The sequence below is a fragment of the Vibrio cionasavignyae genome (genome assembly GCF_050337155.1).
Classification (GTDB): Bacteria; Pseudomonadota; Gammaproteobacteria; order Enterobacterales; family Vibrionaceae; genus Vibrio; species Vibrio nomapromontoriensis.
Map to the genome: position 1 here is coordinate 83,321 of NZ_JAKJSR010000025.1, position 23,573 is coordinate 106,893.

Sequence of the window (23,573 nt, forward strand, 5' to 3'; positions counted from 1 at the left end):
TACTTAACGCTATACCAAGAAGGGCGCCATAACGGCGCCCTTCTTTTATCGAACCAAAGTAGCCTGCTTACTACTCATCGGCAATTAGATTCGGTCTTTCAATACAATCCGCATCACCTTCAGATAACATCAGTAACTGTTCTACGCGAGCGCCAGTTAAACGCGTACTCCCCAAGAAGGCCACGTAGCTCTCTACCGCCGCTAATCTTTGCACAACGAAGTCTGGTAGTGTTTGCTCAAACTTAATGTTTTGCAAAGCGATACCATTGCAGGTTTCTAATGTTTTACCATCCCAATGCCCCTGAATGAGCTCCAAGCCATCGCTATCTTGCTCTTTGACTCGCTCGGTGAGTAAGGTTGCTTCTCGCTGGTAATTCTCAAGTTGAGCCCGTTTGATTGGCAGCACTTTACCATTACGACGATACTGCTGGTAAATCGCCTCACCATCTTTATTAAAACGCACATGGATTCGGTATTCTACGGGTTTGTTTGGCGGATCATTTTGCAGCCCTTCACGAACAAACTCACGTAACTCACCGCCACTCCATCGATAATTAGACTTGTACCAACCGTAATCATTCATGTTGACATATTCCGCCGCATTATACGGCTGAGTCAAACGCTCTGTGTACCAGTAAAGGCTAGTTGCATCACCAAGAGTTTGCCCTCCCGTGAACTGGGAGTACTGGTTAATACTAGGGGTAGGCGTTGAAGAACAACCAACTAAGGCAACCGTGAGTAATGATAGCAGTAGCGTCTTTTTCATTTACGTTCTATGACCTCAAATGATCGATACTATCGAGAAAATAACCAGCGTTAATCGGAAAGTGCACTCTATGATAAGACCATAAAAATGGCAGGATGTTCATATAAGTTTAGTATCTGAGAAAGGGAAGCATTGGTAAAACAACGAGAGATAAGGCTTGGGCAGGTTTACCAGTAATCCTCTTTAGTAACAACAGCACCGATGATACCAATATCATCGGTGCTGCTTTAATTACTTAACTGCGTCTTTAAGCGCTTTGCCTGAAACGAATGCAGGTACGTTAGCAGCAGCGATTTGGATCTCGTCACCCGTTTTAGGGTTACGGCCCGTACGTGCAGCACGGTGATTAACTTTAAACGTACCGAAACCAATTAGTTGAACTTGGTCACCTTCACTTAGTGCTTCAGAAACACCTGAAAGCGTTGCTTCAAGAGCTGCTTTTGCTTGTGCTTTAGATAGATCAGCTTTTTCAGCGATAAAGTCGATTAATTGGGTCTTATTCATTAGGTTTCCCTTCTTTCATGTTATCGAATTAAAGCCCACTCTAAATCATAAAGCCCCCATCTGGCAAAGGTTTGTAGAGCATCTTTATCACTAATGATTGAGATTTCGCCATTTTATGAGCATTAACTCACAATTTGTTACCCTAAGATTGAATTTGAAACCTTGTAATTTGTGTCATAAAGTCCCATAAAGGCACTGCTGCACAAGTGATAAGCCTGATGAATCCATTGGAGCAGCCCTATTTTATTAACACTCACCAACAATGCACAGGCTGAAGTTTCAGCAAAGTTAGGTTGATGTGTGTACACACTAGGACATAAATGTTTCTCTTAACGGTATATATTTCGGTTGCGATCGGTGTTTCTTTTATCTGTTCGGTATTGGAAGCAGTGCTACTTAGTATTACACCAAGCTACCTTGCTCAGCTGCGACAAAATGAACACCCGGCAGCGGGAAGACTGGCGAAACTAAAAGCCGATATCGATCGCCCACTGGCCTCTATTCTAACGCTCAATACCATTGCTCATACCATTGGTGCAGCAACGGCAGGCGCGCAAGCGGCTGTGGTATTTGGTAGCGAATGGTTAGGTGTGTTTTCTGCAGTACTCACGCTTGGCATCTTAGTACTGTCGGAGATTGTTCCGAAAACTATTGGGGCAACCTACTGGCGCCAACTCGCGCCGTCAGCGGCTAGCACCCTGCGCTGGATGGTATGGGCTTTGACACCATTTGTTTGGTTCTCTGAACAAATCACTAAGCGTCTCGCTCGTGGCCATGAAGCACCTAAAATGCGTGATGAACTCTCTGCGATGGCACTACTCGCAAAAGAAAGTGGGGAGTTTGCTGAAGGCGAATCGAATATATTGACGAACATCCTTAATATACAAGATATCCCAGTCACTCACGTGATGACGCCAAGACCGGTTGTGTTTCGTGTACCCGCAGAAATGACGATTAATGAATTTCTCGACCAACACAAAGATACGCCGTTTTCTCGCCCACTGATTTATCGTGAGCAAAAAGACAATATCTTAGGCTTTGTACACCGTCTTGAGCTATTTAAGCTCCAGCAGCAAGGTGCTGGAGAGCAGCAACTAGGTGCGGTCATGCGCCCTATTCATGTGCTATTTAACACAATAATGCTACCTAAAGCCTTTGAAAAAATGATGGCTGAACGATTACACATCGCCATCATTGTTGATGAGTACGGCACGATTCAAGGCATTATTACCCTGGAAGATATCTTCGAGCACTTACTCGGCCAAGAGATTGTCGATGAGGCAGACAAGACCACAGACATGCAAGAGCTTGCCTCACAACGCTGGGAGCATTGGAAAGAAAAGCATAGCATGATTGATGGTTCTGATGAGGACGATGAAGAGCTAAAGGACAAACCTTCGGATAAGCCTGCAGAGACCGCTGAAAAGAAAGACTCTGACCAATCTCCGTCATAGCTTCTAGCTTCATAACGATACCAAAAAGCGCCAGTGAGAATCCTCGCTGGCGCTTTTTATTTTACTGCGACTTCTTATTCTATCGATGACGTCGTTTTAGTGACTACCAATCTCATTACCAAGTAAAAAGTTTTCATCACTACTCACCACCACCCCATACTTGAGGAAGTTTTTACCCAAAATCATGCTGTAATGAAAGCGAGAGCGGTCTTGTAGATTCACCTTTACGGTTTTCTCCACATCCCCTAATTGCACTCTCATCTCAACGACAGGGCGGACATTGGCTTTTTCACCTTGCTTGGCCTTGATGCGCATAACGTCGACAACTTCACGAGTAAACGTCTGCTTCATACCCATATCATTGGCATAGGTAAAGGTGACCATTTTTTTACCGTCTTTTTCAAACTGCTTGATATCCAGTGCATTCATCGAACTCACATCAGCGCCAGTGTCTAATTTAACTGGAAATTGCAGCCCTTCGACGGTTGCATTCTCAATATGCCCCGCGGTAAATACAGGATACGCGTCAAGCAAATTTTCGCTTCGTGTATTCACTAATACGCCGGACTTCTTAGCTTTCTTGCCAATGACAAAATACGGCTGGTCGCCTTCGTCACTATCCAGCGCCTCTAAAGCAAACTCAACATTAACGTCCTTGCCTCCTACGATGAACTCACCATCTACAACGGGTCTCACCGTGTCACCTACTTTAATTTTTCGCAAAATGGTTTTACGAATAATCTCATCATTTCCAAGATCATTAGAGAGGTAGTACTCAACTTTATCTCGCCCTTTCGCCTCAATCATTTCAAAGCTGGCGACCTTAAGTAAAGGGGTGCTAACTGTAAAAGAAGGCTCAGCATCCAATTTGTGCCCATCTAAAATCAATGTTTCAACCGGAGAAACAACAAGTGGGCTGTCACTCATTCGCGCTTTAAAGCTTTGCTTTTTCTTTGTCAGTTTATTCTTAGCTTGAGTATCGATAATGAAATGCTGATTTATCGTATTCAAACCTAGACGCAATTGAGTGCTATTTTTCGAACGGTCTTTCAGATAGACCAAAATTGGCTGCTCAAATTCTTTTTCCCCTTTAAAGGTCACGTAAACCATTGGGTACTCATTATCGCCCATCGACAACATTTTCACTAAAGGATACGTCACCGACTTTGATTCCTTATCCTTACCAGCCAAATCAAAAGTGACACTGCCTTCTTTTTGATTTACTTGGATATTTTGTGCGTTCAAGATACTGTAGTTATTCTTAAGTGAAAGGCTCACATCGACATTCACGCCGTCTACAGAACCCACTTCGCGACGACCAATCACCTGCGCGTCTTTCTGCGCTTGTAAATAATCATACCCAGCCATCACCCACGCGTTATTGGCTAAGAAAGTTTTGCCAATTAAAATAGGCGCACTAAATCCACTGCGATCTGTCAGGTTTACTTCTGTTTCAACGGTTTTTCCCGCGATGGTCATTGGAAGAGTCACTACCGGTCGGTAGATTGGTGTACTGCTTGTGCGGCTTCGAATCACACTCGTTCTCGTCAACGGGCGTTCCATTGTGATTTTTTCACCGGTATAAGGGTGGCGTACTGAAAAGCGTACAATACCTTGGAAGTTGCGCTGTTCATTGTCAAACTCTTCTAGCCACCAGTCGCTCGCCGAGCCACCGTATTCATCGACTATGGTTTGCAGCAGCTTGTCATTACTGAGCCCTTGATATTTAGGGTTGTTACTGATGACTTCAATATCTTCAGCATGCATTGATGTCGTGTCGGCACCGGTGTCAATTTTTCCGACAAATGGCACGCCTTCTAACGCTTCAATACCTTGATAATAAACACTTTCAACACGACCTAAGACGATCTTTTTCTCAATCGTGAGTAACGGTGCTTGAGTCGTAGAAAGATCAGGTGCGGCCATTGCCCACCCACTGGTCATAGAGGCAAGAATTAACGCCAATTTAATTGCTGATTTCTTCATTATAATACATCCATTCACTGACCGACCGACTAATGGTATCCACTTCATATAAGACAACGAGCATCCTAATTTCTCCCTGCCTTCTTTTAACTTTACAGAAAACTAACGGAATATCCACGCGCATATCAATAAATTAGCAAATCTACAGCTATTTTCACCTCTGTCATGCAGAGAAAAATGACCGAGCAATTGCAAACTTGCTTTCGAGCCCTTATATCCTAAAGATATCAAGGAAGGGAGCATTCCTTTCTCTCACATAACAAAAAGAGAATACACGGATGAGCCACGCTATCTGTCAACTGATTGCTAAAGAGCTGAGCGTCAGCCCAAAGCAAGTAGAAGCTGCTGTCACACTGATTGATGACGGTAATACTGTTCCTTTTATCGCTCGCTATCGAAAAGAGGTCACGGGGGGGCTTGATGATACTCAGCTTCGCTCACTGGATTCGCGCCTGAGCTACTTACGAGAGCTCGACGACCGACGTCAAACCATCCTTAAATCCATTGATGAACAAGGCAAACTCACCGCTTCATTGGCCAATGAGATTAATGACGCTGACAGTAAGACTCGTCTTGAAGATCTCTACTTACCCTACAAACCAAAACGTCGTACTAAAGGACAAATTGCTATTGAAGCGGGTTTAGAGCCGCTCGCTGATCTCCTTTGGTTGCAGCCAGATAATGACCCTGAAAGTTCGGCTCAGCGCTATATTGACGCTGCAAAAGGCATTGCCGATAGCAAAGCCGCGCTTGATGGTGCCCGCGCCATTATTATGGAGCGCATCGCTGAAGACGCGAGCTTACTCGATAAGGTTCGCCGCTATTTAACCAGCCATGCGGAGCTCACCTCTCGCGTGATCGCGGGTAAAGAAAGTGAAGGTGAAAAATTCAAAGATTACTTCGAGCACAATGAAGCGATTAGCAAAGTACCTTCTCATCGAGCGCTCGCTATGCTGCGCGGCCGAAATGAAGGCTACCTGCAACTTTCCCTCAACGCTGATCCAGCAAATGAGGAGAAAGTAAGAGAATCATACTGTGAGACCCTGATTGCCCAGCACTATGGCATTCACCTTAGTACCGCGGCTGCCGACGTTTGGCGCAAACAAGTTATCAGCTGGTCATGGCGTATCAAAGTATCGATGCACATGGAAACAGAATTAATGGGCGCGCTAAAAGAACGCTCTGAAGTCGAGGCTATTGAGGTTTTCGCGACGAACCTAAAAGACTTACTTATGGCGGCACCTGCGGGTCCTCGCGCCACGCTTGGTTTAGACCCAGGTTTACGAACTGGCTGTAAAGTTGCGGTGGTAGATGCCACTGGTAAGGTTTTGGCCACCGATGTTATTTATCCTCACGTGCCGCAAAAGCAATACGATAAATCTGCACACACCATCGATAAGCTTATCCAACAGTTTAATGTTGACCTCATTGCTATCGGTAACGGCACGGCATCACGTGAAACCGATAGCTTTGCCGCTGACGTGATTAAACGTGGCAACCATAAAGTACAAAAAATCATTGTCAGTGAAGCGGGTGCATCGGTCTATTCGGCTTCAGAACTCGCAGCAAAAGAGTTTCCGAACATGGATGTCTCTCTACGTGGCGCAGTGTCCATTGCTCGCCGACTGCAAGACCCACTCGCAGAGTTGGTAAAAATTGACCCTAAGTCAATTGGTGTAGGTCAATACCAGCACGATGTTAGCCAAACCATGCTCGCAAAGCGCCTTGATGCTGTGGTTGAGGACTGTGTAAATGCGGTAGGTGTCGACGTTAATACAGCATCATCCGCCCTACTGACTAGAGTTGCTGGCTTATCAACAACCTTGGCGCAAAACATTGTCGACTACCGTGATGAGCACGGCCGTTTTGACGCTCGTACTACGCTCAAAAAAGTCGCTCGTTTAGGGCCAAAAGCATTTGAGCAATGTGCTGGCTTCTTACGCATAATGGGTGGCAAGAACCCATTAGATGCCTCTTCTGTTCACCCAGAGGCCTACCCCGTAGTCAAAACGATTGCTGAAAAAACTCATCGCCCATTGAATTCATTACTCGGCGACAGTGCTTTTCTAAAGTCATTGAGTGCCATCGATTACACCAATGATGTTTTTGGTTTACCCACCGTCACTGACATCATCAAAGAACTCGACAAACCTGGCCGAGATCCAAGACCAGAGTTTAAAACTGCGACGTTTGCAGAAGGGGTGAACACCGTTGCTGATTTAGAGCCAGGAATGATTCTGGAAGGTGTTGTCTCGAATGTCGCCAATTTTGGTGCCTTCGTCGATATTGGTGTGCACCAAGATGGCTTAGTTCATATTTCAGCATTGACCGAACGCTATGTTTCAGACCCTCGCGAAGTGGTGAAAGCGGGCGATATTGTCAAAGTAAAGGTTATGGAAGTGGATGCGGCTCGAAAACGTATCGGGCTTTCCATGCGCCTGAACGACGAGCCAGGACAAGATAATCGAACCTCTCGATCAGGTGGTCAAAATAACAAGACGACTTCTACGACAAAAACAGCTTCTAAGCCGCGTCAGCCGCGAGCAGAGACTGGTGGCAATGCGATGGGTGGAGCCTTCGCGGCTGCGTTTGCTAAAGCAAAAAAATAACCGCAATCCATCGTCATCCTCATGCCCGTAATAAAAAGGGCATGGATAATAAAAAGAGCACAATTTGTGCTCTTTTTACGTTACCGCAATAATATCAGAGGGCGTATTCGGCGCAACCGCATGGCCATAATGGTAGCGAATAACGGTACGTCGCTTTGCCATTCTCCCTTCCATAATGGCCGCTTTGAGTATTTTTTGCGGTAAGCGAAAACGCATTGCGTATCCTTTTCCTTGTGACGCACTGTAGGTATTCAATGCCAACAGCTGAAACAAACGTTGAATAGGATCGCTTGTGGAACGCGGCTCATTATCGTCGTCATATTCGGGATGCTCAGCCGGATCCCAAGCATTTCGTTTGCGCCGCTTTTCCTCTTCATTAATACGACGTTCCGCATTGGTTCTTGCAAGCTCAACCGTAGGGATAATTGGCTCACGAACCTTATTATCACGGGCTGCTTGCTCTGTTTGTGGATTAACAGAAGAAGCCACCACAGGCGCACTGATATTATTGGGCGACACTATCACTTATCACTCTCCTCTCAATTGAGTGAAAATAACTAATACTGCACAATTTAGTGGGTTACAAATGACGACGTATAATTCGCATTTATGCACGCGACCTAGACGCCTACCATAGAACAGTAGCAGCTTAGATTTACACGCTGCTACTGCCATTTAAAAACATACTTTCTTTTTATCGTATCGGAATATCTGTGAAAAACTTTACTCAATTCGAATAAAAAACCAACAATTTATCGAGCTACAAGGTTAAAGGAGAGACTTTAACTTTCCGACAAAGTTATCTAATTCAGTAATAAAGGGGGCATGAGAGGACCCCGTAAACACATGAGAATCATGTGCACTCATTTCAGAGTCCAGCACATCAGCGACTTTCACTGGTACTAAACCATCTAGGCGACCATACCAGCGATGAACAGGAACATCGACTTCTCGTAAAGCTTGACGCAAATCTAAACTCCCTAACCACTCTAAGCCTAAATGAAGCGCCTCCGGTGCCGGAATTGGACGAGATAAAACCGCCTCTTTCAACTGTTTTACATCCTTGCGAGCACTAGGACTCCCCATCGCTTGCAGTGCCATAAAGCGCTCAATCGTTAAGGTGAAATTCGCGGACAACTGCTCAGTGAAGGCATTCAACACCTCCTGCTTTATTCCTTTCCACGGTAATTGTTGCGAAAATTTCGGTGAACTCGCTAACGTCACTAATTGTACAACACGATCTGGATGCTGATTCGCAATCTGTGTGGCCACCAGCCCTCCAAGCGACCACCCTAACCAAATCGCTCTCGAAGGCGCGTCTTCTAGGACAAGTGTTATCAAGTCAGAAAATGATTGGCATGATACTTCGCCACTTAAACCGTAACCAGGTAGATCAACGACATGTACCGTGAAGCAGTCTTTTAACTTCGGTATGCACTGCTCCCATACCGCACCGTTCATACCCCAACCATGGATCAAAATAAGATCGGGGCCCTGTCCTTCTGATTGCCAGTGAACTTTCACATCTTGACTCACATTCTCTCCTACTGAATTACAACTTTCTCGATTGAATTTTACTTCATGCTAATCACTATCTTACAAACGTCAGTTGATAGCGTCATGCAGAATTTTACTCCCATACGTAAGCGATGCCATATATGTGGTCTCGGTATCCCTTCTTCGCTCGGTCATAACCTTTGGTGCCACTATTGCCAACCTTATATCGAAGATGATGTTCCACGCTGCCTGCGCTGCGCCTTACCTATTCTCAATGCACAATGTCCCAGTGAACAACCTCTCAATGAACAGTCGGTATGTGGTGAGTGCCTCAAACTTCCACCACCATGGCAAAGGATGGTTTGTTTAGGTGACTACCAATTCCCGCTTTCACTCTTTATTCAAAAAATAAAACAGCAGCGGCAATTTTGGTTATTACCGCCACTGATACAAAAACTCCAGCAACGCATTCCTGATCCCGCTCCGATACTCATTTCTGTTCCCATGACCTGGCATCAAGAATTATGGCGAGGCTTTAACCTTAGTCATTTAATGGCAAAACAAATGCATGCCTTGTGGCCTAACTGTCACCTTAAAGGACAGGTTTTTCATAAACGGATGAATACGCCGAAACAGAAGTCACTTAACCGGCAGGCAAGACTCACTAACGTAGGCAACGCTTTCTCTTTGCAAAACGCCCCCACAGCCAAACATGTTGCCATTATTGATGATGTGGTCACAACTGGCGCGACGGTTAAGCATTTAAGCCAATTATTACTTGAAGTGGGCGTAGAAAAAATTGATATTTACTGTCTGTGCCGCACGCCAAATTGATTCACTGCACTCGACGACACATCTTGTACAAGCCGTGAGCAAAAAATTTTGGCATCCTCTTAGTTCAAGAGTAGAATAGCGGTAATAACCTACAAAATTACTCGGGTACTCGTCGTGTCAAATCCAATTACTATTACAGAAAGTGCACAAAGTCACTTTTCAAAACTTCTGGCACAGCAGCCAGAAGGTACCAGCATCCGCGTCTTCGTTGTGAACCCTGGAACACAAAATGCAGAGTGTGGCGTGTCATACTGCCCACCAGAAGCCGTTGAAAGCAACGATACTGAATTTAAATACGAAGTTCTAACGGCTTACGTTGACGAGCTTTCTCTTCCCTTCCTTGAAGACGCTGAAATTGATTTTGTCACTGACAAAATGGGCTCTCAGCTTACGCTAAAAGCACCAAATGCAAAAATGCGTAAAGTCTCAGATGATGCTCCGCTAATGGAGCGTGTTGAGTATGCGATTCAAACACAGGTTAATCCGCAATTAGCCGGCCATGGCGGTCATGTTAGCCTAATGGAAATTACACCAGAGGGGATTGCCATCGTCCAGTTTGGCGGCGGCTGTAATGGTTGTTCCATGGTCGATGTTACGCTAAAAGAAGGCATCGAAAAGCAACTGCTTGAAGAGTTTTCTGGTGAGTTAAGCGCGGTTCGCGACATGACCGAGCACGATCGCGGCGAGCATTCTTACTACTAGCCCTCCCTTTAGGCGGCTTACCCTCAAAGCGGCGCGTAAAGTTACTCTTTACGCGCCGCTTTTATTTTTCTTCGCCACATCATCGCAGATAATGACACCCTCCTAGCAAACTCAAACACGAACCTAGCCATAAGTAATTGTCACAGAACCTAGCATCTTGAAGTTACTTAGGTATATATTAACCACTACAATCAATGCGTCGCGATGGTATCGCTATCATTGCATATGCTAAGGAGAACTCCCATGCCGTCCAAACAAGGACCTGAAATCTTAGCCCAAAAAACCGTTGCTGAATCTAGGCTCTTTAAGATTGAAGCGCTAGACTTACAGTTTTCAAACGGGACTAAGCGAACCTACGAACGCATGAAGCCCAGTGGTCGAAATGCCGTTATGATGGTCCCAATCACCGAGCATGGCGATATTCTATTAGTTCGTGAGTACGCGGCAGGCACAGAGCGTTACGAGTTAGGATTCCCTAAAGGTCTTATTGATCCAGGCGAAGAAGCAGAACAAGCGGCAGTGCGTGAACTTAAAGAAGAAATCGGCTTTGGCTCTCGTACTCTGACACCACTCAAAGAAGTTATTTTAGCGCCGTCTTACTTCTCTAGCCGTATGACACTCTTCGTCGCACAAGATCTTTACCCTGAAAAGCTAGAAGGTGATGAACCAGAGCCACTGGAGATCATCAAGTGGCCACTTGCTCAAGCCGATGAGCTACTCACGCACATCGATTTTTCTGAAGCTCGCAGCATCACTGCGCTATTGTTAATGTTAAGACTAAAACCAACTCTGGGGCTGTAACGTAATGACTCTCAATCACGACCTCTCCCACCATTTACCTGATGTTATTGAAATTGCACGCTCTGCTGGGCAGCTCATTCTCGATATTTATGAAAAGAATGACTACGAATCCTATACCAAGGACAACGATACACCCGTCACCAGTGCTGATTTAGCCGCCCATAAATTGATTATGGAGCAATTGTCTCAACTTACCCCAAACATCCCAGTTTTGTCGGAAGAAGCCGCTGATATCAGCTTAGAGCAACGCTCCCAGTGGCGAGAATATTGGTTAGTTGATCCCTTAGACGGGACACAAGAGTTCATTGCTCGCAGCGGCGACTTTGCCACGATTATCGCCTTGGTTCGTGATAACAAGCCTATCATGGGCGTCGTTTATGCTCCCGTGTCTGGTGTGACCTATTACGCTTATCAGGGTAAAGGGGCGTGGAAGATTCCCGAGATGGATGAGAGTTTAAGAATTAAAGTGCACACGCATGAAGTGGCTAGCCACGCGATTTCTATTGCTATTAGCCGTAGACAGAACATCAATCGTGTGACAGAAAAAATGAGTAGCGCATGGAATTATGACTTAGTCCCTCTAGGCTCCGCCGCCCTGAAAGCATGCTTTGTCGCAGAAGGCGCTGTCGATTGTTATTTAAGACTCGGGCCTACCGGAGAGTGGGACACGGCGGCGACACAATGTATTGTTGAAGAAGCGGGAGGGGCCATTCTTAGCACTCAACTCGCGCCGCTTTCCTATAACTTAAGAGAAACGTTAGAAAATCCCAACTTCATCGTGATTGGTGATCAAGCTCTGCCTTGGGACGATATTCTTATTAAAGAGTAACCTCCCTCTAGTGGCAATAACTTACACTCAAGTATCAATATCAAAAAAGACCACACTATAAACGTAAAAAAGGCGGTAACCACCGCCTTTTTATTGTACCTGTAGCGTTAGATGAATAACTCGCCCCTATTAGCACCAGTCATCAAGTACAAGTCATCAAACCATTTAAAAGCGTCCTTGATAGTTAAAAGAATAACGCCCCTGATTATCTGGATTACCAATCCATTTAAGTTGTTGTTGCATAGAAGTCGGAAAATCGGCGCCGGGTTTAAACCAAGCTTGAGTTTGATACTGACGATTCGCCTTTAACTCACCCGTAAACTCGCTGGATACTTGCGCACTATTTTGAGCACCACTGGCTTTAATCGTACTATCACTACAAGTCATATCAACCACTGTCGGGCCAAAACTTAAACTCCCGACTGGCGTCTCCACATAACCAGCATTCCATGATAATGAGCCATCACCACTGCCGCACCATGGCGATTGATATTGCATAGAACGAATCGCTAGCTCTATCTGACCACCGGCATTAATAGGAACGGGTGGCGTATAAATATCAAGAATACTCTCTGCAGGCAGAGAAGCCAGTAAGGTATGAATATAGGGTCCTGAGAAATTAACACCGACATTGCCTTTCCCTGCAATGCCCAGTGCACTACCGCGCCCAAAGCGAACCGCATATTCTGGTGAAAGCGTCAGTATGCTCGACCATGAAAAACGCCAACTCACCTCGCCTACTTGCTGACGCTGGTAACTCACACTCTGTGCTCGTCCCTGCCATATGGTTCCTTGGACACCGCTAATCACCAAACTAGGTGGCAAGGGGGCGACGCTTAATAACACTTGCGCAGGCGCGTGATAAATCACACTGGCGAAAAAGACAGCAGTGAACAACGCGATATACTTTATCACTCGTTTCATTTAGCCCCCTCGCTTAAACTGCAAGCGGTTCACTTCAATAACACCACTTTGGTCCGCTTTATCTATGTCCATAATTTCTACGTTCACACCATGTGTTTCTTGCAGATAAAATAACCAGTTAACAAAAAACTCAAACGGTATCGGTTTGATCCACACTTGTAGCTCTTCCCCGCGAGGCTGCATACGAATAAGTTCAATATTAAAACGCCCCGTGGATGAGGTGATAATTTGGTTAAGCGCCTGTTTTGACACAACGACACCACCAGCCTGACGTTTTTCGGTAATGTGATTGGCTTGCTCTTTTACCCAAGACAGCAACTGCTTTTCCGATTGTATACGTGACTGAGCTAATTCTGTTCGCACAGCAAAAGGAGAGAGAATGCCCCAATAAATGACACCAAGAATCAAAAAAATAGAGCAGACAATCATCAGCCTTTGCTCTCTCTGGCTAATTGAGATCCACCAGCTTTGGGCCGTCAATAATAATCCTTTCATGTAATGACCTACTTCTTCTTCAACACAAAATTACCCATCACCAATTCACCGTTTCGATTCAGTGGCCCCTGTGAAACATCAAACTGCGTTTCTAGTTTGACCTTAGCCGATTCAAAGCTCTCAAAATCACGGCTTGTCACGCTTAAACGAACTTCATTACGATTACCGTCATAAGTAAAGCTGATGACCTGCATTCCATTCACTTGACCGACGGTATTGGGCAACTTAGCCAACCATTCCAATGCTGAGGTGCTAGACATACCAGATCCACCAAGCTTGGTTAACTCATCTTGCATTTGCCTTTTAAGATAACTGACTGTGGGTATTCGTTTCTTATCTGGGAATACCGTGCGAAAAATACGTTCGCTTTCCGCTCGGTATGCCGTGGCTTGTGATTCATACTGACTCACCAAAACCACCTGTTCTGCAATAAGCGCAACCAACAAAATCACCGTAGCAATCGCAACTTTACGCCAAATATTCCAGTACTTAACAAATGAGGCTTTCGGCTTTAACTCACCCGTTAATAACGTTGCTTGGCTATCAATAGCACCTTGCGATAACAGCGCCATCGGCATTTCAATCGGCGCAAATTGCCATGTGATATGGGTCGAATCAGCCTTCATCTCTTCACAAGGTTGGGAGTAAACATCAACCGTGATGACGTCAACTTCGCCTTCCTCTGACATTGAGGTTAGGTAATCAGAGTCAATCGCAGCGCCAAGCCAGTGCTGATCTACCGTCATTCCTCGCCACTGACTGGTTCGAAATAGCCACTGTTCATTTAATTCAAGCGCACTAATATGCTCGGATTCTGGCAGAGCTAATACATCGGGCACGACTTTCTTAACGTCAATACCACACTCTAAAAAGCACGCTAGTATTTGCAGTAAGTACGCGCGGTCCACGGCACAAACTACCGCTTTACCATTGTGCTTATGCAGTATCGAAAAATGTAAGTCATCGACATCTTGGGCAATGTCATCCTCAACTAAGTAAGGCAACATCGTCTCAAACTGACGAGCTCCCCCCGCCGGGATCTCTACTTCGGAGAAATGAACGTCTTGAGAGCACAACAGTAATAAAGTCACTCTTTGTTGAGCGTACTCTTTTATTGTTTCCAGCTGCTCAAGACTTTCCAGCTCACCACTGGCAATCACTTCCTTTTGTCCAGTCGACCACACTGCCCAACATACTGGGCTATTAGGTTGACTATTCAGTCGAACGGTTAAGAACTCGCTCACTCAATCCTCCAAATCGACGACGTACCACCGTCAGATCTTCTCTATCTTTGCTATAAAATAACGTTCTTAATCTCAGCCGTGATTCATCCACCACGACCTGAGCATCAAGCTCAAAGTACACACTGTCTACAGATAAATACTGAGACGCTTGTTTACGAGTATTCTCATCCACACTACTCATTTGTGATTCTGCAAGAAATTTGTCCACTCCTGACCAACCATCAAATGGGCGATTCTCCAATAATTGCAACGCATTATCTCGCGATAAGTTAGGAGCAAACAGTGCAACCAATATATCAGCATCTTCCGTAGCGAGCGTATTGACGTTCAATTGCCACGTCGAAACTGGAAGCGCGCAAATCGCTGATCCTAAGCGCAGCGTGACATCCCCCATCACTTGATTTACAGCCCGTAATTCAGAGCTATCCGCCAATAAGCCGTTAGCGGTGACATAAGCAGGAGATAGTGATTCATAATAACTGTCACCCACACCCGATACGGACCGTACTGTGGTTTCTTTATTTACAAATTCCCAGGTTGAGTCTGCTATCTGCTCTGCTTGGTAATTTTCTACGTCATACTGTTCCAGCAGTCGCTGAAAAAAGCGCACTAAAAAAGGCTTCTCCGTACTATTTGCAGTCGGAGCAATACTCGACAAAGCATTGATGTTAAAGCATGACTGCATGTCGACAATACGCCCGGTAGCTTCGCCGTAATCTAGCGGGTACGTACGCTCTTCAATCGCCCATGGCTGATTGAGGTTAATACTGTCTTTATTATCTTTAAAACTCTCTTTAATCGCGACGGTTGCGAGAGCCTCAACCCCAATAGAGTACCAATAGGCTTGCTGGTAATTAATCTGGCTATTAGCACGGGTAAACTGGCTAAATAAGCGCTCCGACATCGTCGCCGCAATCGACACCATGATCGCCAATAACAACAATATCACGATCAACGCGACACCTTTTTGAGATGATGAATGACCATGCACTTTTTTCATCATCCACCACTCCCTTGGTTGGCATCATTACTGCCATCACCCTGACTCGATCCGCCACCTTGATTGGCATTGCCTCCTGCTGACGCAGAGGTATTGATTGTGCCATTCGGCGTCAAATAAATTCGGGTAATTTTCCCGTAATCCTCTAGTTCCAACGTGACTTCTACTGCTTGAGGTAAAGTAAGTTCTTGTTGCCACTCTTTTGACCACGAATCGCCATTATAGAACCGCAGTTCGAAAGTATTCACTTTCGTCAGAATCGGCAAGATAACGGGTAGCTCACCGACACTGGTATCGGGGTAACGCCACCATAGCCTTTCTAACTTATCCTCTTTCAAGCGGTAGCCTATCTTCGCCACCTCACCTCTAGGAAATTGGCTTTGCGGGTTCATCCAACCTAAACGGGTAAAGAGTACCCCCTTACTATCCGAGTCGAGAAAATTCTGCTGCCATATCATCAGAGCAGATAATGGGGCTTCACCTTCATGTCGAAACTGTCGTAAAGCTATCTGCCTAAAATCACTATCTAAGTAGACAAAAGCTCGTTGAATCTCTTGTAGTCGAGCACTGCGCTCTTGAGATAACTCATTACTTCGCTGTACTTGATTCACGACCTGATAAGCAGCCACACTCAGACTTGCGAAAATCGCCATCGCCACCAAGACTTCAATTAAAGTAAATCCGCGTGAAGGCGCCCCGTTGCGATTATTTTGCAACGTAACTCCTTACGGTCACAATTGGGCTCGCTTTTTTGTCAGTCGCGACACTGACATCAAAAGCCTTAAGCAAATTATCTGATGTTTTAACGGGTGTAACTCGCCAAAACCACTCTCGCCCCGCTAACGTCTCTTTGCCATTCGCGGCTTTTAATGCACTGCTATTAAGCATAACTTTCGCCATTTGATTATCAACGACCATCGCGGCGAAGGTTTTCTCTTCTAGGTAACTCAAGGTATTAATATGCTGAGAAACCGAGCGAATGACAGAAATCGCAGCGGTGGCAAAAATAGCCAAGGCAACTAGCACTTCCAGCAGCGTCATACCCCTAACGCTTTTCATCATTCCAATCCCTATCATCCATTGCTTGTACCAAGCCATTTTCTTGGATTTGAATATGCCACGTGAGATCTTTCTTAGCGCGATTTTCTGGTGCTAGGACAAAGACACCTGGGGTAAATTCACCGCTCGACAATATAAATATTTGCGGTGGCTTCTCTGGTTTTTTCTTCTTTTCGACATCTGCAAACATCTCATCATCAAATAAAGATGTGGGTTCAAAAAGCCGGTCGTCCACGCCCCAGACACCATTACTCAAATCAAGCTTAATGGTTAAACCATCCGGAAGTGTGATCTCATCTGGGATCGTCTTTAATGATATTTTTTCCCAACCTTCCGGTTTGAGTTCCAAAAACACATAGCGGCGCTGTTCTTCATCAACTCTAATTCCAAAATCCTTGCCAGCCAACATTGCTTCTTCATTGAACAGCTGAAGCCTTTGGAATAAGCGCTGAGCTTCTTCTTTTACTTGATTATCTTGTTTAGGCGGTATTGACGCAATTACGGCTACTGCACTAAGCGAGAGCAGCACTAGTACTAAAAGTATCTCTAGTAGCGTAAAACCTGAATGAAAGGACTTAATAGGACGCATCGGTTACCACTTCATTGATAACAGAGCGCTCACACGCTCTGTTATCTTACGTATTACTGAAAGTCTTGAAGATTCCAGTTACCAATATCGGCTGCTGCGCCTTCACCACCTTCTTGACCATCAGCACCAAGAGTGAACACGTCAATCGTTCCTTTATCACCCGGGCTCAAGTATTGATAATCATTGCCCCAAGGGTCGTTAGGCAAACGGCGAATATAACCACCATCACGATAATTGCGAGGCTCTGGATTACCAGGTTTCGTCACTAACGCTTCTAGCCCTTGATCCGTGGTTGGATAAATACTGTTATCCAACTTATACATATCCAAGGCATTTTCTAGCGCTACAATGTCGGTAATCGCTTTTTGTTGATCGGCCTTTTCTTTGTTACCTAATAAGTTAGGAACAACAAAACTGGCTAACACGCCTAAAATAACCACAACGACCATCACTTCTAGCAAGGTGAAGCCTGCTTGTTTTTTCATTTTCTGTTTCATCTAGTACTCCAAGGAAAACACCTCGTAAACGAGGTAATATCATGCTGTCTACGTGGTTAGATTACCCAGACATCAAATTGTTCATTGCCAGTATTGGCATCAATGTCGCCATTACGATAAACAATACTAAACCCGCCATCAAAGCGATGAGCGCGGGAGTAAATATTCCTAGCGCAATGTTGATCGTCGATTCAAAATTTTGGTCCTGATTATCAGCGGCGCGAGTGAGCATACTCTCTAGTTCGCCACTCTGCTCACCACTCGCTATCATATGCAACATCATAGGAGGAAACAGTTTCGTCTGCTCTAACGCCTTACGTAAACTTGCCCCTTCTCGCACATTATCAGCTGCAAGCGATACTTGCTTCTTAGCGAAGTGATTCGTCATCACATCCACTGACACCTTCATACCATCTAAAATTGGGATGGCGCTGGAAGTGCATATCGCCAGTGTTCTAGCAAAACGCGAGGTATTCAGGCCTCGGGCTATTTTTCCAATCAGTGGTAGCCCCAGAACCTTGGTATCCCACTTCATCCGTATGACTGGGCGACGCAATGCGGTTTTAATTGCGTACATTATCAGTACAAAACCAATCAGCAGTGCGATACCCCAGTTTTGAATGAAATCACTTGAGGATAAAAGAAACTGAGTCGATTTCGGCAACTCTTGTCCCATTTGCACAAACTGCCCCACAATTTTGGGTACGACAGCCGCCAGAAGAAATGCGACAATCGCCACCGCAAACACCACCAGCACGACTGGATAGATCATCGCTTGCTGCAGCTTTGAACGCAGCTTTTGTCTATTTTCGGCGTAGTCTGCCAAGCGCTCTAAAATGGAATCTAAATGTCCAGACTTCTCCCCTGCAGAAACCATCGAGCGAAAAAGCTCATCAAATACGTGAGGGTAATCCGCCAAGCTATCTGACAAAGTGTAGCCTTCCGTTACTTTGGAACGAATGGCCGCCAGCATTGTCCGAATTCGAGGCTTCTCTGATTGCTCAGATACTGCTTTCAAACACTCTTCAAGTGGCATCCCCGATTGAACTAATGTCGATAATTGTCGAGTAATCAAGGCCAAATCTGGGGTGCTGATACCACGCTTAAATGCCGGTTTTGCTACCTCTCCGTTGGCGCTTCGTGTAGGTTTGCTTCTTGCTTCAACCACATCTATTGGCATCAACCCTTGCTCTTTGAGACGCTGGCGCACTTGTCTTGCGTTATCGCCCTCAATCAGCCCTTTGGTCTGCTTGCCTTTGGCATTTAAAGCCTTATATTCAAATGCGGCCACTTATGCTTCCTTTGTCACTCGCATTACCTCTTCCAGTGAGGTAATACCGCGCTTAACCTTACTCAATCCGTCATCTCGGATGCTCGGCGTGTAGTTTCGCACTTCTTTTTCAATGGCTTGCTCACCCGCCTCATTATGAATCAAGGTTTGTACCTCATCATCAATAATCAAAAGCTCATGAATACCCGTTCGCCCTCGGTAGCCTTTTTGATTACATTTTTCACAGCCTACCGCTTTATGTAGGACTAATTCCTCAGTCTCTGACATTTCAAATAGCTTTTTGGTTTGCGTATCAGCTTGGTAAGGGACTTTGCAATCTTTACACAAGGTACGCACCAAGCGTTGCGCGAGTACGCCAAGCAAAGAAGAGGAGATCAGAAACGGCTCGATGCCCATATCTCGCATACGAGTAATGGCACCCACCGCCGTATTAGTATGTAACGTCGACATCACTAAGTGACCCGTCAATGATGCTTGAACACCGATTTGCGCTGTTTCAAGATCTCGAATCTCACCAACCATCACAACATCTGGATCCTGACGCAAGATCGCCCGCAACCCTCGAGCAAACGTCATGTCCACTTTAGGGTTAACTTGCGTCTGACCAATCCCATCTATATCAAATTCAATCGGGTCTTCGACCGTTAGAATGTTGCGTTCATTACTATTGATTTCTTGCAGGCCAGCATACAAGGTCGTCGACTTACCCGACCCCGTTGGACCCGTCACCAGAATAATGCCATGAGGTCTTTGGATAAGTTTACGGAAGTGATCATGATTGGTCGCGGTCATCCCTAAGCTATGCAAATCGAGACGTGTCGCATTTTTGTCTAATAATCGCATCACGACACGTTCGCCGTGTGAGGAAGGCATCGTTGACACACGAACATCTACCGCTCGTCCACCAATTCGCAATGAGATACGACCATCTTGAGGCACGCGTTTTTCAGCAATATCCAGTTTGGCCATAACCTTAACTCGCGAGACCAATAATGGCGCAAGCTTACGGCTCGGCGCCAACACATCACGTAATACACCATCGACACGGAAGCGAATAGAGAGCACTTTTTCAAAGGTCTCAATATGAATATCCGACGCCCCTTCTTTAATTGCTTCACCTAACATAGCGTTGATCAATTTGATAATAGGTGCATCATCTTCCGACTCGAGTAGATCTTCATCTTGCGGCAACTCTTCTGCCAATGAGAAGAAATCGTCGCTATCTGCGCCAATGTCTTCCATTAACTGCCTCGCTTCCGAAGAGTCCCGTTGGTACGCTTGAGTCAATTTCGCTTCAAACTGTTCAGCCGGTAGAGGCTTTAACTCAAATGTTTGTCGATAAACACGTTTAACTTCTTGCAAAGCGTTAAGCGCCAATGGCTCAACGTAAAACAATACCGCCTCAGATTCACTGGCTTCAAATACAACCTTGAACCGATTGGCAAAGCTAAATGGCAATCGGGTAACTAACGGGCGAAACTCCACTGTCTCTCCCATTACTTAGTATCCATTTGCTCAATAAAGGCTTGTATTTCAGATGGGTAACGTGTGGTTTCACCAAATTCAGGTAGAACAGGAATGTAACCATCATCCATCAACTTCAAGCCTTGATCCGCTTTAAACAACTGTTCTGCACGAATGTAGTTATACTTACGCTGCGTCAAACCGTCAGCAGTAATCCCATCACGGATAATGGTCGGCTTGATGAAGACCATCAGGTTCTTTTTCTCAACCGTGGTACTGGTTGAGGTAAACAAGCGTCCTAGGTAGGGAATATCCCCTAAGAAAGGAACCTTAGATTCACTTTCCGCCGCTCGCTCATCAATCAAACCACCTAACACCAGCATCTGACCATCTTGGATCATCACCGAGGTATTAAGCTGACGTTTAGCAAATCTTACATCGACCGCACCACTCGCACCCAATACGTTGGAAACTTCTTGTTCAATGGTTAGCTGAACGGAATTACCTTCGTTAATTTGTGGCACAACTTTCAGCTTAATGCCGACTTCTTTACGTTCAACCGTTTGGAATGGATTGCTGTTGTTCGAGCCCGCAGTAGAGCCTGTTAGAACAGGCACTTCTTCACCAACAATGAATGAGGCTTCACCATTATCCATGACGGTAATACTTGGCGAAGACAGAATGTTAGAGTTAGACGTACTGGAAACGGCGGTAATTAATGCTGTCCAGTCACCCATTGCAATGCCGACGGCTGCACCTTGAACGCCACCAAGTGCGCTGGCGAGTTTGGTGTAATCACCAGATGTCTTAGTTTCTACGTTGTAAGGTTCACCTTTGTCATTATACCGAGTCTCTGTAGTGACTTTATCTTTCGCATCTTCCATACCGACCATAACACTGCCAATCGACGCGCCAGTATTGGAGAACTGAACCACACTACCGCTCGTCGCATTACCCCATTGCACACCCAAATTAGCACCATCAACGTCTGCTAACTCAACAATTAGCGCTTCGATAAGCACCTGTGCACGACGAATATCCAACTGTGAAATAACTTCCAATAACGCCTTCATAATATCTGGTGGCGCAGTCAGTACGAGCGCATTAGTATCCGCATGCGCCGTGATCATCACTTCTGTACGGTTGGCACTGGATGTTGATTTACCACCTGACTGTTTTTCTTTTTGCAGGTTGTCCGATACGCCTTTTAATACCTCGACCAAATCTTCAGCCTTGGCATAACGCAGATATTGCACGCGGTTATTGCCCTTCGTCGCCATTTCAACATCTAGCTGACTGATTAGGCTACGTAAACGCTTACGAACTTTAGGATCACCCGAGATAAGAATAGAGTTGGTGCGATCATCGGCCACCAACTTAGGCTGCAAGAATGCCGGAGTATTTTTAGCATCCGTGGTTTTGTTTAATGCATCAACGATACGAACCATTTCTGCGGCAGAAGCATTTTGCAGCTCAACCACTTCAATCTCTTTATCACCCGCTTGGTCAACGCGGCGAATGATATCGGCAAGGCGGTTTACCACGGCTGCGCGCCCGGTAATTAAGATGATGTTGGCAGGATCATAATGCACGACGTTACCCGCACCAGCATTATCATTTAATTGTCTTAGTAACGGCGACAATTCACGCACCGAGACATTTCGAACGGCAACCACACGAGTAATAACGCTATCACCTTTGGCAATGTCGTTATCCCCAACAACAGGAATGGCAGACGTTTTTGCGTCTTTCGCTTTAATGACTTTGAGAATGTTATTGTCCATTTCAACAACAGCATAACCATACACCTCGAGTACATTTAAGAAGAAACTGTAATATTGCTCTTCACTCAAGACGTCATAACTTCGAACATCCACTTTGCCACGCACAGACGGATCAACAATGATCGTTTTATCGAGGTTACGACCTACGATATTAATGAACTCTTGTATGTCTGTTCCCTTGAAACTGGCACTAAATTCATTGGCAGATACTGCGGGAACTGCCAACAAGCTTCCCACCAATAACCAAGTACTTTTCTTAAGCCAACTCTTCACTTGTTGCTCCCTTGAAATACTGCATTCACGACTAGAATTGAATAAAGATGTCGTGCTGTTGTCCATCCCGTTCAACCGTGAGATTGAGTTCGGTTAAATCCGAAATGGATTGATAAATTTGTCCCATCGCTGCAGGGTCGGTAAGATCAGCGCCGTTAAGTGCAACGGCAATATCACCATTTTGTAGACCTACTGCGTTAAAAAGCTCAGCATCACGACCTGGACTAACACGGTATCCCGATATTTTCCCGTCACGTTTTACTTGAGAAAGCCTGACATACTGAAAAATCTGTTGTGGGTCTTGGGTAATCGTACTGCGAATTGCGGCTAACTTTTCTTCATTATCTCTTGGATTATTACCTACGACATTTGACGCAGCAGCCGGTGCTGGTTGTTTTAAGTCCAGTTTTTTATACTCAATACCTTCCAGCATCACTGTTTCATCACGACCCGAATTGGAAATAATAATACGATCAATCAAAACAGCGGCGATGGTGGCACGAGTTCCTTCAATTTGCTCTCCAATACCATAAGTGCCTTGCTTGCCCCTATTTGCCACGACTGCCAAGCTGCGATCGGGGTTGTTACTCACAACAGAACCCACTAACACAACATTCAACCTCGTCTTTGGCGCATCCGTAACAACCGGCGTTTGTACGACTTTTTGCTCGCGTTGGTACTGACCAAAAATATTGGCCTTATTAATTTCTGATGAGTAAGCGCTATTGCTCGTACCTGTCGACTGCACCTTCACCATAGTTGGAGGCACCCAACGCCCTACCGACGATGATTGTGGAAATAACTGCCACGCTAATACACCGGCAATCCAAGCAGATAAACCGAGCAGACACAGCGCGATAAATAAACTCAATTGAGGTTGATAATGTAGACAACGACGTAAGTATGAAAACAGAGGTGTAGATTGTAATGTTGTTGTCGATATGGAAAATCCTTTCACGCACCTAATATCC

General features: G+C 45.4%; 23 protein-coding genes. 6 read left to right on the forward strand and 17 right to left on the reverse strand.

What is annotated here, in order from left to right:
* Window positions 1-70: 70 nt before the first annotated feature.
* Window positions 71-766, reverse strand: a complete 696-nt coding sequence (locus L4D74_RS19640) for a DUF1481 domain-containing protein (RefSeq protein ID WP_428754146.1) — start codon at window positions 764-766, stop codon at window positions 71-73.
* A 231-nt stretch (window positions 767-997) separates the two neighbouring features.
* Window positions 998-1,270, reverse strand: a complete 273-nt coding sequence (gene hupA / locus L4D74_RS19645; protein WP_250618734.1) for a nucleoid-associated protein HU-alpha — start codon at window positions 1,268-1,270, stop codon at window positions 998-1,000.
* A 320-nt stretch (window positions 1,271-1,590) separates the two neighbouring features.
* Between hupA and L4D74_RS19650 the strand changes: the two genes are divergently transcribed.
* Window positions 1,591-2,724, forward strand: a complete 1,134-nt coding sequence (locus tag L4D74_RS19650; RefSeq protein WP_265674638.1) for a CNNM domain-containing protein — start codon at window positions 1,591-1,593, stop codon at window positions 2,722-2,724.
* A gap of 96 nt (window positions 2,725-2,820) precedes the next feature.
* Here the strand turns inward: L4D74_RS19650 and L4D74_RS19655 are convergent, their stop codons facing one another.
* Window positions 2,821-4,710, reverse strand: coding sequence for an ATP-dependent zinc protease family protein (locus L4D74_RS19655; protein WP_428754147.1), 1,890 nt, complete (start codon window positions 4,708-4,710; stop codon window positions 2,821-2,823).
* A gap of 278 nt (window positions 4,711-4,988) precedes the next feature.
* Here L4D74_RS19655 and L4D74_RS19660 point away from each other — a divergent pair, with 278 nt between their 5' ends.
* A complete protein-coding gene (locus tag L4D74_RS19660; protein WP_428754149.1) occupies window positions 4,989-7,319 on the forward strand; it encodes a Tex family protein in 2,331 nt (776 codons plus the stop codon).
* Between the two features lie 75 nt (window positions 7,320-7,394).
* Here the strand turns inward: L4D74_RS19660 and L4D74_RS19665 are convergent, their stop codons facing one another.
* Complete coding sequence (locus tag L4D74_RS19665; protein ID WP_265674635.1) at window positions 7,395-7,844, reverse strand: ATP-dependent Lon protease; 450 nt, start codon at window positions 7,842-7,844, stop codon at window positions 7,395-7,397.
* Window positions 7,845-8,087: 243 nt separating this feature from the next.
* Window positions 8,088-8,855 carry a pimeloyl-ACP methyl ester esterase BioH gene (gene bioH, locus L4D74_RS19670; RefSeq protein ID WP_428754151.1) on the reverse strand — a complete coding sequence of 256 codons (768 nt, stop codon included), beginning with the start codon at window positions 8,853-8,855 and terminating at the stop codon, window positions 8,088-8,090.
* Window positions 8,856-8,900: 45 nt separating this feature from the next.
* Here bioH and L4D74_RS19675 point away from each other — a divergent pair, with 45 nt between their 5' ends.
* The 4 genes from L4D74_RS19675 (at window position 8,901) to cysQ (ending at window position 11,982) form a co-directional block, all read left to right on the forward strand.
* On the forward strand, window positions 8,901-9,650 hold the full coding sequence (locus L4D74_RS19675) for a phosphoribosyltransferase family protein (protein WP_428754152.1): 750 nt from the start codon (window positions 8,901-8,903) through the stop codon (window positions 9,648-9,650).
* 114 nt (window positions 9,651-9,764) lie between these two features.
* The gene (gene nfuA, locus L4D74_RS19680) at window positions 9,765-10,352 is read left to right on the forward strand and encodes a Fe-S biogenesis protein NfuA (RefSeq protein ID WP_265674632.1); all 588 of its coding nucleotides are present in this window, start codon (window positions 9,765-9,767) and stop codon (window positions 10,350-10,352) included.
* 243 nt (window positions 10,353-10,595) lie between these two features.
* A complete protein-coding gene (gene nudE, locus L4D74_RS19685; RefSeq protein WP_428754154.1) occupies window positions 10,596-11,153 on the forward strand; it encodes an ADP compounds hydrolase NudE in 558 nt (185 codons plus the stop codon).
* Window positions 11,154-11,157: 4 nt separating this feature from the next.
* Entirely contained in the window at window positions 11,158-11,982 is an 825-nt protein-coding gene (gene cysQ / locus L4D74_RS19690) for a 3'(2'),5'-bisphosphate nucleotidase CysQ (RefSeq protein ID WP_428754156.1), read from the forward strand.
* 165 nt (window positions 11,983-12,147) lie between these two features.
* Here the strand turns inward: cysQ and L4D74_RS19695 are convergent, their stop codons facing one another.
* From L4D74_RS19695 to gspC, 12 genes are all read right to left on the reverse strand, one after another.
* Window positions 12,148-12,906 carry a type II secretion system protein N gene (locus L4D74_RS19695; RefSeq protein ID WP_428754158.1) on the reverse strand — a complete coding sequence of 253 codons (759 nt, stop codon included), beginning with the start codon at window positions 12,904-12,906 and terminating at the stop codon, window positions 12,148-12,150.
* On the reverse strand, window positions 12,907-13,401 hold the full coding sequence (locus L4D74_RS19700) for a type II secretion system protein M (protein ID WP_265674628.1): 495 nt from the start codon (window positions 13,399-13,401) through the stop codon (window positions 12,907-12,909).
* A gap of 8 nt (window positions 13,402-13,409) precedes the next feature.
* Window positions 13,410-14,645, reverse strand: coding sequence for a type II secretion system protein GspL (gspL, locus tag L4D74_RS19705; protein WP_428754160.1), 1,236 nt, complete (start codon window positions 14,643-14,645; stop codon window positions 13,410-13,412).
* Window positions 14,614-15,648 carry a type II secretion system minor pseudopilin GspK gene (gene gspK, locus L4D74_RS19710; RefSeq protein WP_428754161.1) on the reverse strand — a complete coding sequence of 345 codons (1,035 nt, stop codon included), beginning with the start codon at window positions 15,646-15,648 and terminating at the stop codon, window positions 14,614-14,616. The genes gspL and gspK overlap by 32 nt, the downstream gene beginning before the upstream one ends.
* A complete protein-coding gene (gene gspJ / locus L4D74_RS19715) occupies window positions 15,645-16,361 on the reverse strand; it encodes a type II secretion system minor pseudopilin GspJ (RefSeq protein ID WP_428754163.1) in 717 nt (238 codons plus the stop codon). The genes gspK and gspJ overlap by 4 nt, the downstream gene beginning before the upstream one ends.
* A complete protein-coding gene (gene gspI / locus L4D74_RS19720) occupies window positions 16,351-16,743 on the reverse strand; it encodes a type II secretion system minor pseudopilin GspI (RefSeq protein ID WP_428754165.1) in 393 nt (130 codons plus the stop codon). The genes gspJ and gspI overlap by 11 nt, the downstream gene beginning before the upstream one ends.
* Complete coding sequence (gspH, locus tag L4D74_RS19725) at window positions 16,691-17,293, reverse strand: type II secretion system minor pseudopilin GspH (protein WP_428754167.1); 603 nt, start codon at window positions 17,291-17,293, stop codon at window positions 16,691-16,693. Before gspH ends, gspI begins: the two co-directional genes overlap by 53 nt.
* 53 nt (window positions 17,294-17,346) lie before the next feature.
* A complete protein-coding gene (gspG, locus tag L4D74_RS19730; protein WP_250618750.1) occupies window positions 17,347-17,790 on the reverse strand; it encodes a type II secretion system major pseudopilin GspG in 444 nt (147 codons plus the stop codon).
* A 61-nt stretch (window positions 17,791-17,851) separates the two neighbouring features.
* Window positions 17,852-19,081, reverse strand: coding sequence for a type II secretion system inner membrane protein GspF (gene gspF, locus L4D74_RS19735; protein WP_428754169.1), 1,230 nt, complete (start codon window positions 19,079-19,081; stop codon window positions 17,852-17,854).
* Entirely contained in the window at window positions 19,082-20,578 is a 1,497-nt protein-coding gene (gene gspE, locus L4D74_RS19740; protein WP_428754171.1) for a type II secretion system ATPase GspE, read from the reverse strand.
* The gene (gene gspD, locus L4D74_RS19745; protein WP_428754172.1) at window positions 20,578-22,602 is read right to left on the reverse strand and encodes a type II secretion system secretin GspD; all 2,025 of its coding nucleotides are present in this window, start codon (window positions 22,600-22,602) and stop codon (window positions 20,578-20,580) included. Before gspD ends, gspE begins: the two co-directional genes overlap by 1 nt.
* Before the next feature lie 31 nt (window positions 22,603-22,633).
* Window positions 22,634-23,515 carry a type II secretion system protein GspC gene (gene gspC / locus L4D74_RS19750; protein WP_428754192.1) on the reverse strand — a complete coding sequence of 294 codons (882 nt, stop codon included), beginning with the start codon at window positions 23,513-23,515 and terminating at the stop codon, window positions 22,634-22,636.
* Between the last annotated feature and the right edge of the window lie 58 nt (window positions 23,516-23,573).